Raw genomic sequence first — 13,866 nt, 5'->3', positions numbered from 1 at the left:
TCGCCGATGACATCAAGAATAATTCTTATTTTAATACTGGCGACTGCCCGCCTGCCGAAAAGTGAGGTTGTAACGACAGTCGCCCGTTTCGGGGTGATGACCGGCTTTCAGCGGCTGAATACCATGATAAAACAGACGCGACTCGCCGCCCCAGACCACCACATCGCCATGCTCCAGCAGCAGCCGCTGCAGCGGGTCGCTGCGTTGCAACCCGCCAAACTGAAAGATGGCCGGCAGACCCAGCGAGACCGAGACGATCGGCGCCCGCAGATCCTGTTCATCTTTATCCTGATGCAACGACAGTTTTGCGCCCGGCTGATAGCGGTTAATCAGACAGGCGTCGGGGGAAAAGCCAGGATAGCCGCCGGCGGCGGCTGCCGCCAGCGCCAGTTCGCGGAATACGGCAGGCATCGGCGGCCAGGTTTGATCGGTTAACGGGTCGACCGGGGCGTACAGGTAGCCATGGCGATCGGTGGTCCAGCCCAGCGCGCCGCAGTTGGTCATGGCAACCGACATGGTGTATCCACCCGGCGTGACCATCTGGCGAAATGGCGACTGGCGGGCGACATCGGCAATCGCCTGCAGCAGCCCCGGGGCGCGCTCGCGGGCGAAGCGTCGGAGCACCACCGCACCGGGTGCCAGCGGCTCCTGCCACGGTGGCGTATCGCTAAACAGATCGAGCATTATTCCTCCTCGTGTTGGGCCTCGCGCGCCAGCAGCTGCGCTTTCCGCGCCGTTCCCCAGCGATAACCGGACAGCGCGCCGCCCTCCCGCACCACCCGATGGCAGGGAACGATCACCGCCAGCGAATTCGCCGCGCAGGCACCAGCCACCGCTCTTGCTGCTCGTGGCAGACCAATATGCTCTGCCACCTGGCGGTAGCTGCGGGTCTCGCCCGCCGGGATCTGCCGCAGCGCCTGCCAGACCTGCAGCTGAAACGCAGTGCCCTGCAGATCCAGCGGCAGCGACACCGGCCGCCGGCTGTCGTCGAGGTGAGCGAAAATCTCCGCCATCTGACGACGGAACTCAGGGTCTCCCTGACGCAGCTCGGCGTTAGGAAAGCGCTGGCGCAGGTCGTCGAGCAATGCCGTATCGTTATCGCCCGGCAGAACCGCGCAGACGCCGCGCTCACTTTGCGCCACCAGACAGCGACCCAGCGCGCAGTCGCCCGTCGTCCAGGTCACCACGGTGGCAGCGCCGCCACGACGAAACTGGCTCGCCGTCATGCCTAATGCCGCATCGGCCTGACGATAATAGCTGCTGCTATCGGGAAAACCGGCCGCCAGCGCGGCGCGGGTCACCGTGTTCCCCTGCTCCAGCGCTTCCCGCAGGCGTCGGGCACGCCACGCCTGTTGCCACGCTTTGGGGGTCATACCGGTGACGGATTTGAATAAACGGTGGAAATGAAACGGGCTGACCGCCAGCTCACGAGCCAGCGCCTCAAGGGTCAGGGGCGCGTCCTGCTCCAGCAACCGGCAAGCCTGCGCCACTTTGTCGACCCTTTGCTGCTGCGGATCGTCTTTATCCGGCTGGCAGCGTTTGCAGGGGCGGAACCCCGCCGCCACGGCGGAGGCGACGTCGGCAAAAAAGCGCACATTTTCCCGCCGCGCACGACGCGAGCGGCAGGAAGGGCGGCAGCAGATACCGGTGGTCAGTACCGCGAAGACAAACTGACCATCGGCCCGGGTATCACGTTCGCAGACCGCCTGCCAGCGGCGGTCATCAGTATCGGCAACTATCGGTTTCATGACGAGGCTCCTGCTGTAAGTGTATCCTCAGTCTGCGGCGACGCCCGCAACAAAAAACCCGCAATCTTGCTTTTTAATTTTTCTCGCCGACGAGGAAGGTGCGGAACTGTGGCGACATCCAGGTTTTAAACCCCTCGCCCTCTTTGACGATCATATAGACCGCCAGCCCCTGCTCGCGCACCACCTGCTGCGCTTTTTCAGGCCCGAGCACCATCAGTCCGGTATCCCAGCCATCCGCCTCCAGCGCCGTTGGCGCAATGACGGTGACGGAGACCAGCTTATGGCTTATCGGCTGCCCGGTCTGCGGATCAATGACGTGCGAGATACGTTTGCCGTCGAGTTCATAGTAATTACGATAGCTGCCGGAGGTGCTGATGCCGTGACCATTGATGTCGACAATCGCCTGGACGGCGTTTTCCCGGTCGGTCGGTTTCTGTATCGCCACCCGCCAGGGCTTACCTTCGCCGTTCATCCCGCGGCTCACCAGCGCCCCACCCACCGACACCAGATAGCGGGAGATCCCCTCCTGCTCCATCAATCGCGCGAGGTGATCGGCAGCATAGCCCTCTCCCACCGTGGAGAGATCGACAAACAGGTCGGGGATATCTTTTTGCAGGAACTGCCTGCCGCTCTGATTGATAACCTGCAGATGCTGCAGGCCGGTGCGCGCCTTCGCCGCGGCAATCGCCTGCGCATCCGGAGTGGTGACCGGCTGTTTATCCGGGCCAAAGCCCCACAGATTGACCAGCGGCCCCACGGTAATATCCATCGCGCCGTGCGTTTTGGCGCCAATCCGCAGCGACAGCGTCACGATGTCCGCCATCGCTTCGCTCACTGGCCAGGGCCGGGTATCCGCCGCGTGGTTGAAACGCATCAGCGCCGAGTCGTTTTTCCAGGTCGACAGCAGGCGATCGTCGGCGTCCAGCTGGGCCTGAACTTTATCGCGCAACGCCTGAGCCTTTGCCTCATCCACGCCAATGACGCTGACCCGCCAGAAGGTGCCCATCGTTTTGCCATCCAGCACGGTGGCCGTCGAGGTGGAGGTCGCAGGGGTGGTGGCTGAATCGCAGCCAGAGAGCAATACGCAGACGCCCAGCAGTGCGGCGCGAAAGAAAGTCATGTCCATTAATCGAGGCTCCTCTTACCAGGGCGACAAGAGTATACCAGCGAGGTTAAACCAGACATAAAAAAAGGCGCCAGAGGCGCCTTTTTCTTGTGCAGCTTGCGACTTAGAACTGGTAAACCAGGCCCAGTGCAACCACGTCGTCGGTAGAAACACCGGCGTTGCGGGTGAAGCTGTTGTCGTCCAGCAGGTTGATTTTGTAGTCAACATAGGTGGACATGTTTTTGTTGAAGTAGTAGGTCGCACCAACATCAACATATTTCAGGAGGTCCTGGTCGCCGTAGCCTTCCAGATCCTTACCTTTAGACTGCAGGTAAGCAACGGACGGACGCAGACCGAAGTCGAACTGGTACTGAGCAACCACTTCGAAGTTCTGTGCTTTGTTAGCAAAGCCCAGGGAACCGGCGCGGGTCGCGTTGTAGGTCTGGGTGTACTGAGTCGCCAGGTAAACGTTGTTCGCGTCGTATTTCAGACCACCGGTGTAGGTTTCAGCGTTGTCGCCGTTACCCAGAACCAGGTTGTTCTGATCGTCGGTACGTTTAGAGTGAGAGAACGCGAAACCAGCGCTGATGCCATCAAAGATGTCATAAGTTACAGAAGTACCGTAGCCGTCGCCGTTCTGTTTCTGCGCGCCACGACCGTTGTTGGTCGCGCCTTCGCCGCTGACGCTGCCGTTTTTACCCTGGTACTGCAGAGCAAAGTTCAGGCCGTCAACCAGACCGAAGAAGTCAGAGTTACGGTAGGTTGCCACGCCGTTAGCACGGGACTGCAGGAAGTTGTCAGAACCGTAGGTGTCGCCGCCGAATTCCGGCAGAACGTCGGTCCAGGACGTTACGTCGTATACCACGCCGTAGTTACGACCGTAGTCGAAAGAGCCCGCGTCGCCAAATTTCAGACCGGCGAATGCCAGACGAGTCCATGCCTGATCGCTGGAGCTTTCAGTGTTGTTCGCCTGAACGTTGTATTCCCACTGGCCGTAACCGGTCAGTTGGTCGTTGATCTGAGTTTCGCCTTTAACGCCTACACGCATGTAGGTCTGGTCGCCGTCTACGCTCTTGTCGTCAGAGAAGTAGTGCAGGCCATCGATTTTACCGTACAGGTCTAATTTGTTGCCATCTTTGTTATAAATTTCAGCCGCATTTGCTGCGCCTGCTACCAGCAGAGCCGGTACCAGGAGGGACAGTACTTTAACTTTCATGTTATTAACCCTCTGTTTGTTATATGCCTTTTATTATGCCACTGCTTACTGATTACCCTTCTAATCAGTCGGCTATTTCATTGTGCTGCAAAATGCAGAATAATCCAACAAGAATATGATACTAAAACTTCTAAGATGTTTCAAAATGCCCACAAGATGTTTCAATTTGTAAATTTGGCGGAACTTTTTGCACCGCAAAATGGTCTGGGAAATACGCACTAATAATCAAAAAAAATATTTAACCATTTACAATCAATCACATACATAGAAATAACCCTATAGCACTGAATGGTAAAACAAAACTATCATTGGTGACTAAAATAACAGTCGCTATCATCATTAACTTTATTTATTACCGTCATTCAGTTCTGAATGTCTGTTTACCCCTATTTCAACCGGATGCCTCGCATCCGGTTTTTTTTACCCTTCTTTACACAACTTTAATTTATCTGTGCTACAGCCAAAGATTCCCTAACGACTATTAATCAATCAATTAGCTTGTTAGTTGTTCTTATTCAGCCAATGTCTTGTTATTTCGTGCGATTCTTATCCCCCCATTTTGTCAATATCGCTACTGGTCAGCGTTGATGGCGCGGTTTCATTTGCGCTTCGATTCTAAGATAATTCCTGGAGGGTATCGCGCCGCTGGCACCATTCTGTAGTATGGATTTACGCCATTAGCCTTTATACTGCCTGCAGCATCTGCTTTGTTGCCAGTTACTCTGGCGCTACATCCTGTTTACAAACAATGATGAGTCGTTCAGCCACAAGATGACCCCGAAAAAATTCTCCCTGATCCCCGGCAACATCAGCCGCTTCTTCATTTTGATGGTTATTGTCCTGCTGGCGACGATGGGGGTGATGATTCAAAGTGCCGTCAATGCCTGGCTGAAAGAGAAGAGCTATCAGGTGGTTGATGTCTCCCACGCCTTGCACCAGCGCATTGACACCTGGCGCTATGCTACCTGGCAGATTTACGACAATATCGCCGCGACCTCGGCTAACGCTTCGAGCGGTGGCTTGCAGGAGACGCGTTTAAAACAGGACGTCTACTACCTTGAGAAGCCCCGGCGTAAAACCGAAGCGCTGATTTTTGGCTCCCATGACAGCTCGACCCTCGAGATGACGCAGAAAATGTCCGATTATCTCGATATTTTGTGGGGCGCGGAGACCATCCCATGGTCGATGTACTATCTCAATGGTCTGGACAATAGCCTGATTCTGGTCTCAACCCTGCCGTTGAAGGACCTCTCCTCAAGCTTTAAAGAGTCAACGATCAGTAGCGTGGTGGAATCCCGGCGCGCGGAGATGCTGCTGCAGGCCAATACCCTTGATGAGCGCGAGACCTTCTCGCCGCTGCGCCATCTCGCCTGGCAGAATGCGCACTACTTTACGTTACGCACCACCTTCAACCAGCCCGGACACCTGGCCACCGTGGTCGCTTTCGACCTGCCGATTAACGATCTGATCCCGCCGGGCATGGCGTTGGACAGCTTCCGTATTGAGCCAGACCCGTCGCAAAACCTTGCCACCAATCCTGACAAAGAGACCACCGACCATATCGGGATCACTTTTAACGGCATGCAGATCGACATCGCCACTGATATCAGCACGACCGGTATGCAGTTACTCTGGACGGTACCGCTGAGCAGCATGCTGCTGGCCGCCCTGCAGAATATTCTTCTGCCGCTGCTGCTCAACATCGGCCTGCTGGCGCTGGCGCTGTTTGGTTTTACCACCTTTCGTCACTTTAAAGGACGCAGCAGTCCGTCTGGCGCCGGGCTCCCTTCCGCCGCCAACAGCGAACTGCGTCTGCTGCGCGCTATTAATGAAGAGATTGTTTCTTTGCTGCCGCTGGGGCTGCTGGTCCACGATCAGGAAGCCAACCGAACCCTTATCAGCAACCCTATTGCCGACCACCTGCTCCCGCATCTGAATCTGCAGAACATCACCAATATGGCGGACCAGCATCAGGGGGTGATTCAGGCCACCGTCAACAACGAGCAGTATGAAATCCGCCAGTATCGCAGCCAGGTCGCGCCGCGCACGCAGATCCTGATTATCCGTGACCAGGACCGTGAAGTGCTGGTCAATAAAAAGCTCAAGCAGGCCCAGCGCTTGTATGAGAAAAACCAGCAGGGCCGGGCGGCCTTTATGCAGCACATTGGCAGCGCCCTGAAGCAGCCCGCCCTGACTCTGGCGGCAGAGGCGGCGGCGCTCAGCAGTACAGAGAACCGGACGCTGGCGCAGCACGCCGATGAGCTGGTCAAACTGATCGATGACATTCAGCTTGCTAATCTGCTGGAAAGCGACACCTGGAAAACCAGCCAGGCGCTGTTCTCGGTTCAGGAACTGATCGATGACGTTGTACCGGAAGTTCTGCCGGCGATGAAGCGCAAGGGTCTGCAGCTGCTGATCAATAACGCGCTCCCTGCCGGTGAGCAGCGCTACGGTGACCGTGAAGCCCTGCGACGCACACTGGTGCTGTTAATCCAGTATTCCATCACCACCACGCCTATCGGCAAGATCACCCTCGACGTTTGCCAGGACGAGTCGGCCAGCGATCGTTTGACCTTCCGCATTCTGGATACCGGCAACGGCGTCTCGGCAAACGAGATCGATAATTTGCACTTCCCGTATCTCAACGCGACCCAGAGCGATCTGTACGGCAAAGCAAACGCCCTCACCTTCTGGCTGTGCGACCGCATGACGCGCAAACTGGGTGGGCAGTTGACCATCAAAGCGCGGGAGTCGCTGGGGACTCGTTATACCCTGCATCTGAAAATGCCGGCCAGCGAAGAGGCGCCAGAGGCGGGCGAACATCTGCTGGATGACGTTATCGTCCTGCTGGATGTGACCTCCAGTGAAGTGCGGCGGATTGTCACCCGCCAGCTGGAGAGCTGGGGGGCGTCCTGCATCACGCCGGACGATCGGGCGACAAGTCAAGCGTTCGATCTGTATTTAACGGATAATCCGTCTAATCTTACTGCTTCGGGCTTGCTTTTAAGCGATGATGAGGTCGGGATACGCAAGATCGGCCCGGGACAACTGCGGGTCAACTTTAATATTAGCACGGCGATGCAGGAGGCTATCCTGCAGCTTATTGAGCAGCAGCTGGCGGAGGAGGCGGTTCAGCCCGCCACCTCAGGAAACGAGAGTAACGCCGAACTCCATGCCAGCGGCTATTACGCACTGTTTGCCGATACGGTACCGGATGATGTTCAGAGATTGTATACTGAAATCGAAGCGGGTGATTTTGCTGCTCTGGCGCAAACCGCCCACCGCCTCAAAGGGGCATTTGCTATGCTTAATCTGATACCCGGCAAGCAGTTATGTGAAACGCTTGAGCATCTGATTCGCGAAAAGGATGCGCAAGGCATAGAAAAATATATCAGCGACATTGACGCTTACGTCAAGAGCTTGCTGTAGAAGGTAGCCTTATACATGAACACTATGAACGTAATTATTGCCGATGACCATCCGATCGTACTGTTCGGTATTCGTAAGTCACTTGAGCAAATTGAGTGGGTGAACGTCGTTGGCGAGTTTGAAGACTCCACGGCCCTTATCAACAATCTTCCGAAGCTGGACGCCCATGTGCTGATCACCGATCTGTCCATGCCCGGTGATAAATACGGCGACGGGATCACGCTGATTAAATACATCAAGCGCCACTTCCCGGATCTGTCGATCATTGTTCTGACCATGAACAACAACCCGGCGATCCTCAGCGCGGTGCTGGATCTGGATATCGAAGGGATCGTCCTCAAGCAGGGGGCGCCAACCGACCTGCCAAAAGCGCTGGCCGCGCTGCAGAAAGGGAAGAAATTCACACCGGAAAGCGTCTCTCGTCTGCTGGAAAAAATCAGCGCCAGCGGCTATGGCGATAAACGCCTGTCGCCGAAAGAGAGCGAAGTGCTGCGTCTGTTCGCTGAAGGCTTCCTGGTGACCGAGATCGCCAAAAAGCTCAACCGCAGCATCAAAACCATCAGTAGCCAGAAGAAGTCGGCGATGATGAAGCTGGGCGTGGAAAACGACATTGCGCTGCTGAACTACCTCTCCTCCGTCTCGCTGAGCTCGACGGATAAAGAGTAATCCCTTTGCTTTCTCCGTCTCGCCCCGGCGAGACGGAGCTCCCCGTTATTCCCGCCCGTTACGTACCCGCGCCGCATACACCGTCAGCGTTTGCTTCAGCACGTCAAGCGTCACCGGCTTGGACAGACAGCTGTCCATCCCCGATTCCAGACAGCGCTGCTTCTCTTCCGCCAGGGCATTGGCGGTGACGCCGATCACCGGCAGCGTCAGGCCAAGCTGACGAATGCGCTGCGTCAGACGATAACCATCCATATTGGGCATGTTGACGTCGCTGAGCACGATATCGATATGCTGTTTGCTAAGTACGTTGAGCGCGTCGACCCCGTCGTTAGCGGTCACGCACTGGTAGCCGAGCGATCCCAGTTGATCCGCCAGCAGACGGCGGTTAATCGGGTGATCGTCGACCACGAGGATCATCATGTCGTCGTTATTACCGATCTGCGCGTCCGGCGCCATCAGCGCCCGGCTATTCTCCGCGCTGTCGAGGGCGACGTGGAAAATACGCCCCAGCAGCGGCAGCAGTTCATGCGGCGTCGTCACGCTGTGCAGCCACTCACCGGCGGCTCGCTCCTGCGGGATGCCGATATGGCGGCGGCAGAAGATGACCATCGCACTTCCCTGCCAACCCGCCTGCGCTTCATCGTCAGTCAGCAAGACATCGTCGGCATCCGGCGTTTCTCCGGCATGGCGGCGTACCGACAGGCCGTGATAGCTGAGCAGCGACGTGACGAACATCGCCAAGGAGGTATTATGGATTGCCAGCCAGCAGGTCTTGCCAGCGAAACCGTCCGCCGTCACCTGCGGTGTATTCTGCACGCCATACAGCGGGATACGGATGGTAAAGCGGCTGCCCATCCCCGGCTCCGTTTCCACGGCGATATCGCCATCCATCATGCTGATCAGCTTTTCACAGATCGCCAGGCCAAGGCCGGTGCCCTGGAAGTTTCGCTGCACGCCGGTCCCCACCTGGAAGAAGGGGTCGAACAGGCGCAACACCTCTTTCGCCGGGATCCCCTCTCCGGTATCGCGAACGCTAATCTGCAGATAATCCCCCGCACACTGGACGTGCAGGATAATACAGCCGGTGTCGGTGAACTTGATTGCATTGCTCAGCAGGTTAGAGATCACCTGCTGCAGGCGCATCGGGTCGCCGGACATCTGCTCCGGGACATCCGGCTCGATAAAGCAGTACAGACCCAGCTGCTTGCGTACCACCAGCGGCAGATAGTTGGCAGAAATATGGTTCATGACTTCGCGCGGGGAAAACTCCCGCGGCTCGATCTTCAACTGCTCAGACTCGATTTTCGAGAAATCGAGAATATCGCTGATGATTTTCAGCAGCAGGCTGGAAGAGTTGTTCATCGCCGTCACCAGGCGATCAACGCCCTTCGGCAGGGCCTTCGTCTGCAGTAGATCGAGGTTACCGATGATGCCGTATAGCGGGGTACGCAGCTCATGGCTGACGGTCGCGAGGAACATCGATTTCGACTGGCTGGCCTGTTCAGCCGCCTGGGCCATCTCCTGCAGCGACTCCTCCATTTTCACGCGGGCGGAAACGTCCACCAGCACACAGATGGCGACGTTTTCATTGCGATAACGCGAATGGACAAAGCTAATCTGCAGGTTGGTATGGTTACTGGTCAGCACATCGACAAAGTTGACCTGCTGGCCGCAGATAATCTGCGTCAGCCGCTGGCGATCCTCATGGGTCAGCATGTTCAGGTAGTTGTGCGCCAGCTCGTTACTGAGAATATTGGTCCCGTCGACGGTGCGCAGAATACAGATCCCCACCGGGGCGGAGGCCACGATTTTGCGGTTGAACTGTTCATGCTCTTCCAGTCGCTGAGCATCATTTTCCGCCGGGATAAAAATGCGCCGCTCATACATTCGCGCCAGCGCAAACAGCATTGCCCCGGTCAGGATATTGAGAATGATGGCGTTGATGATGAGCATGCGGATCCGCTCCAGCACCTGGTCCACCGAAACGGAATAGACGATGCTTAAGGAGGACGGCGCCAGGCTCTTTTTCAGCACCAGCTCGCGAAAGCCGGCGCTGTAGCCAAACCACATCCGCTCCTGCATCCACTTCGCTTCGCTCTGGATTTTGCCTTCCGCGCCGGCCAGCGAGATCAGCGGCTGGCCGTTATCGTCAAAAATCGTCACGCTCATCGGCAAACTGCCCGGCGTGAAGAAGCTTTCCATACGGATGGTCTGCTCCACGCCGAGCATCGCCTGCAGACGGTTGGCCATATAGACCGGGGTCAGGGCATAAAAGTAGCCCACGCCGGGACGCACGCCCTGGCTTATCCAGAACAGGTTGTTGCCTCGCTCGTTTTGCGGCGCGTTGCGATATTGCTCAATGCGCTGATGCAGGACTTTCAGCGCCTGATCGCGCTCAATCGGCACATCCCGCAGGCCAAAGTTGGCCATGCAGAGGTTATCGCTGCCAATGAGAAAGATGCGGTTAAGGTCGTAAGCAGCGGTAAAATTATCCCGCCAGTAGCGCATAAACCACGCCAGCGATTGCAGCGAATTACGCCAGGTGGTGCTCATCGCGCTGCAATCGGAATCAGGGTACAGGGGTTCAAAGTTGGGCACTGCTATATCGCTATTTTGCCCTTGCGCTACCGCATCCCCTGCCGACAGGCGGTTACCGGCGACGTACTTCAGCTCTTTAATCACATCCGCCGTACGCTGAATATAGCGCTGGGCCTGATCGGCATTGAGATTGAGCTCCTGATGGATCTCGGCTTCCCGCTCGTGCAGGGCATTAACGATATAGAACACAGAGACAAACGCAATCAGCAGCCACAGCAATACCGCCAGCGCTCTGAACAGATAACGTGAAACCTTCAGGGTTGTATGAAACGAGGCAAGATATTTCAATGTGGCGATGCTCGGCCGTCAGGGACTCAACAGAATGGGGTTAAAGTAGCGGTAAACCAGCTTTGCCGCAATGTTAATGCAAAAAGGGCCGGGAGAATACCCGGCCCTTTCAGAACATTTACCGTGGACGATTACTCTTCGTCTTCGGCGATGTCGTCATCGGTATCCGCTTCCGGGGCGATATCGTCATCGCCTTCCGCTACGCTACCGTCGATGGCATCCAGTTCTTCGTCGTCCACCGGCTCTGCCACGCGCTGCAGACCCACAACGTTTTCATCTTCCGCGGTGCGGATGAGGATCACGCCCTGGGTGTTACGGCCCACGATGCTCACCTCGGAAACGCGGGTACGAACCAGCGTCCCGGCGTCGGTGATCATCATGATCTGATCGCAGTCATCCACCTGCACGGCGCCCACCACGGAACCGTTACGCTCGGTGACTTTGATCGAGATAACGCCCTGAGTGGCACGCGATTTGGTCGGATACTCCGCCGCTGCGGTACGTTTACCGTAACCGTTTTGCGTCACCGTCAGGATCGCGCCTTCGCCGCGCGGAATAATCAGCGAGACGACGCTGTCATTTTCCGCCAGCTTGATGCCGCGTACGCCGGTGGCGGTACGGCCCATGGCGCGAACGGCGTCTTCTTTGAAGCGCACAACCTTACCGGCCGCGGAGAACAGCATCACTTCGTCCTGACCGGAGGTCAGATCGACGCCGATCAGCTCATCGCCTTCGTTCAGATTGACCGCGATGATACCGGCGGAACGCGGACGGCTGAACTCGGTCAGCGCGGTTTTCTTCACGGTACCGCTGGCAGTCGCCATAAAGACGTTGACGCCCTCTTCGTACTCGCGGACCGGCAGGATGGCGGTGATACGCTCATCGGCTTCCAGCGGCAGCAGGTTGACGATCGGACGACCGCGCGCGCCGCGACTGGCTTCCGGCAGCTGATAGACCTTCATCCAGTACAGACGACCGCGGCTCGAGAAGCAGAGGATGGTGTCATGGGTGTTAGCCACCAGCAGGCGGTCAATGAAGTCTTCTTCTTTAATGCGCGCTGCTGACTTGCCTTTGCCGCCACGACGCTGTGCTTCGTAGTCGGTCAGCGGCTGATACTTCACATAGCCCTGATGCGACAGGGTGACCACCACGTCTTCCTGGTTGATCAGATCTTCGATGTTAATATCAGCGCTGTTGGCAGTGATTTCGGTACGACGTTCGTCGCCGAACTGGTCGCGGATCAGCTCCAGCTCTTCGCGAATCACTTCCATCAGACGGTCGGCGCTGCCGAGAATGTGCAGCAGTTCCGCGATCTGCTCCAGCAGCTCTTTATATTCGTCGAGCAGTTTTTCATGCTCAAGGCCGGTCAGTTTCTGCAGACGCAGATCCAGAATCGCCTGGGCCTGCTGCTCGGTCAGGTAGTATTTACCATCGCGCACGCCGAACTCTGGCTCCAGCCATTCCGGACGCGCGGCGTCATCACCGGCGCGCTCCAGCATCGCCGCAACGTTACCGAGATCCCACGCCTGGGCAACCAGCGCCACTTTCGCTTCTGCCGGGGTCGGCGCACGACGGATCAGTTCGATAATCGGGTCGATGTTGGCCAGCGCAACGGCCAGCGCTTCGAGGATATGCGCCCGGTCACGCGCTTTGCGCAGTTCGAAAATTGTACGGCGGGTCACCACTTCGCGGCGGTGGCGTACAAACGCGGCGATGATGTCCTTCAGGTTCATGATCTTCGGCTGACCATGGTGCAGAGCAACCATGTTGATGCCGAAGGAGACCTGCAGCTGGGTCTGGGAATAGAGGTTGTTGAGCACCACTTCCCCTACCGCATCGCGCTTCACTTCAATCACGATGCGCATTCCGTCTTTATCAGACTCGTCACGCAGCGCGCTGATGCCTTCCACGCGTTTTTCTTTGACCAGCTCGGCGATTTTCTCAATCAGGCGCGCTTTGTTCACCTGATACGGAATTTCGTGCACGATGATGGTTTCGCGGCCAGATTTCGCGTCCACTTCCACTTCCGCGCGGGCGCGGATGTACACTTTACCGCGACCGGTGCGGTAGGCCTCTTCAATGCCACGACGGCCATTGATAATGGCGGCGGTCGGGAAATCAGGGCCTGGAATATGCGCCATCAGCCCTTCAATGCTGATGTCTTCATCGTCAACATACGCCAGACAGCCGTTGATCACTTCCGTCAGGTTATGCGGCGGTATGTTGGTGGCCATCCCTACCGCGATCCCGGAGGCACCGTTCACCAGCAGGTTAGGAATTTTGGTCGGCATGACGTCCGGAATACGCTCCGTACCGTCATAGTTGTCGACGAAATCGACCGTCTCTTTTTCAAGATCGGCCATCAGCTCATGAGCGATTTTCGCCAGACGAATTTCGGTATAACGCATCGCCGCGGCGGAGTCGCCGTCGATGGAACCAAAGTTACCCTGGCCGTCCACCAGCATGTAGCGCAGCGAGAACGGCTGTGCCATACGGACGATGGTGTCATATACCGCGGAGTCGCCGTGCGGGTGGTATTTACCGATTACGTCACCAACGACACGGGCTGATTTTTTATAGGCTTTGTTCCAGTCATTGCCCAATACGTTCATGGCGTAAAGTACGCGACGGTGTACCGGCTTCAGGCCATCTCGGACATCCGGCAGCGCACGGCCAACAATGACCGACATCGCGTAATCCAGATAAGAGTTCTTAAGCTCTTCCTCAATGTTGACCGGTGTAATTTCTCTCGCAAGGTCGCTCATCTAACCGCTATCCCTCTACTGTTTCCCGGATTCAAAGGTCGCAAATTATAA

At 56.9% G+C, this 13,866-nt stretch carries 8 protein-coding genes; 2 read left to right on the top strand and 6 right to left on the bottom strand.

Features of this window, described 5'->3' with window-relative positions:
- Positions 1-30 precede the first annotated feature (30 nt).
- The 4 genes from alkB to CWM61_RS08900 form a co-directional block, all read right to left on the bottom strand.
- Entirely contained in the window at positions 31-684 is a 654-nt protein-coding gene (gene alkB, locus CWM61_RS08915; protein WP_100631091.1) for a DNA oxidative demethylase AlkB, read from the bottom strand.
- The gene (ada, locus tag CWM61_RS08910; protein ID WP_061153824.1) at positions 684-1,748 is read right to left on the bottom strand and encodes a bifunctional DNA-binding transcriptional regulator/O6-methylguanine-DNA methyltransferase Ada; all 1,065 of its coding nucleotides are present in this window, start codon (positions 1,746-1,748) and stop codon (positions 684-686) included. Before ada ends, alkB begins: the two co-directional genes overlap by 1 nt.
- Positions 1,749-1,821: 73 nt before the next feature.
- Positions 1,822-2,874, bottom strand: a complete 1,053-nt coding sequence (gene apbE / locus CWM61_RS08905) for an FAD:protein FMN transferase ApbE (RefSeq protein ID WP_100631090.1) — start codon at positions 2,872-2,874, stop codon at positions 1,822-1,824.
- A gap of 103 nt (positions 2,875-2,977) precedes the next feature.
- On the bottom strand, positions 2,978-4,069 hold the full coding sequence (locus tag CWM61_RS08900; protein ID WP_061153822.1) for a porin OmpC: 1,092 nt from the start codon (positions 4,067-4,069) through the stop codon (positions 2,978-2,980).
- A gap of 771 nt (positions 4,070-4,840) precedes the next feature.
- Between CWM61_RS08900 and rcsD the strand changes: the two genes are divergently transcribed.
- Both rcsD and rcsB read left to right on the top strand, forming a co-directional pair.
- Positions 4,841-7,498 carry a phosphotransferase RcsD gene (rcsD, locus tag CWM61_RS08895; RefSeq protein ID WP_074387966.1) on the top strand — a complete coding sequence of 886 codons (2,658 nt, stop codon included), beginning with the start codon at positions 4,841-4,843 and terminating at the stop codon, positions 7,496-7,498.
- A gap of 15 nt (positions 7,499-7,513) precedes the next feature.
- Positions 7,514-8,164, top strand: coding sequence for a response regulator transcription factor RcsB (gene rcsB, locus CWM61_RS08890; RefSeq protein ID WP_004201684.1), 651 nt, complete (start codon positions 7,514-7,516; stop codon positions 8,162-8,164).
- A 45-nt stretch (positions 8,165-8,209) separates the two neighbouring features.
- On the opposite strand, the gene rcsC is transcribed toward rcsB, so the two are convergent.
- Both rcsC and gyrA read right to left on the bottom strand, forming a co-directional pair.
- Entirely contained in the window at positions 8,210-11,050 is a 2,841-nt protein-coding gene (gene rcsC / locus CWM61_RS08885) for a two-component system sensor histidine kinase RcsC (RefSeq protein WP_074387965.1), read from the bottom strand.
- A 131-nt stretch (positions 11,051-11,181) separates the two neighbouring features.
- On the bottom strand, positions 11,182-13,815 hold the full coding sequence (gene gyrA / locus CWM61_RS08880) for a DNA topoisomerase (ATP-hydrolyzing) subunit A (protein ID WP_012967527.1): 2,634 nt from the start codon (positions 13,813-13,815) through the stop codon (positions 11,182-11,184).
- Between the last annotated feature and the right edge of the window lie 51 nt (positions 13,816-13,866).

This window comes from Klebsiella sp. K-Nf6 (assembly GCF_002806655.1).
Lineage (GTDB): Bacteria > Pseudomonadota > Gammaproteobacteria > Enterobacterales > Enterobacteriaceae > Klebsiella > Klebsiella variicola.
This window is presented reverse-complemented; position numbering and strand designations above follow the sequence as displayed.

Bases quoted from the DNA above. Each gene is read 5' to 3' on its own strand.
- ada (WP_061153824.1), bottom strand. From the start codon at position 1,748: ATGAAACCGATAGTTGCCGATACTGATGACCGCCGCTGGCAGGCGGTC.
- apbE (WP_100631090.1), bottom strand. From the start codon at position 2,874: ATGGACATGACTTTCTTTCGCGCCGCACTGCTGGGCGTCTGCGTATTG.
- rcsB (WP_004201684.1), top strand. From the start codon at position 7,514: ATGAACACTATGAACGTAATTATTGCCGATGACCATCCGATCGTACTG.
- gyrA (WP_012967527.1), bottom strand. From the start codon at position 13,815: ATGAGCGACCTTGCGAGAGAAATTACACCGGTCAACATTGAGGAAGAG.
- rcsD (WP_074387966.1), top strand. From the start codon at position 4,841: ATGACCCCGAAAAAATTCTCCCTGATCCCCGGCAACATCAGCCGCTTC.
- alkB (WP_100631091.1), bottom strand. From the start codon at position 684: ATGCTCGATCTGTTTAGCGATACGCCACCGTGGCAGGAGCCGCTGGCA.
- CWM61_RS08900 (WP_061153822.1), bottom strand. From the start codon at position 4,069: ATGAAAGTTAAAGTACTGTCCCTCCTGGTACCGGCTCTGCTGGTAGCA.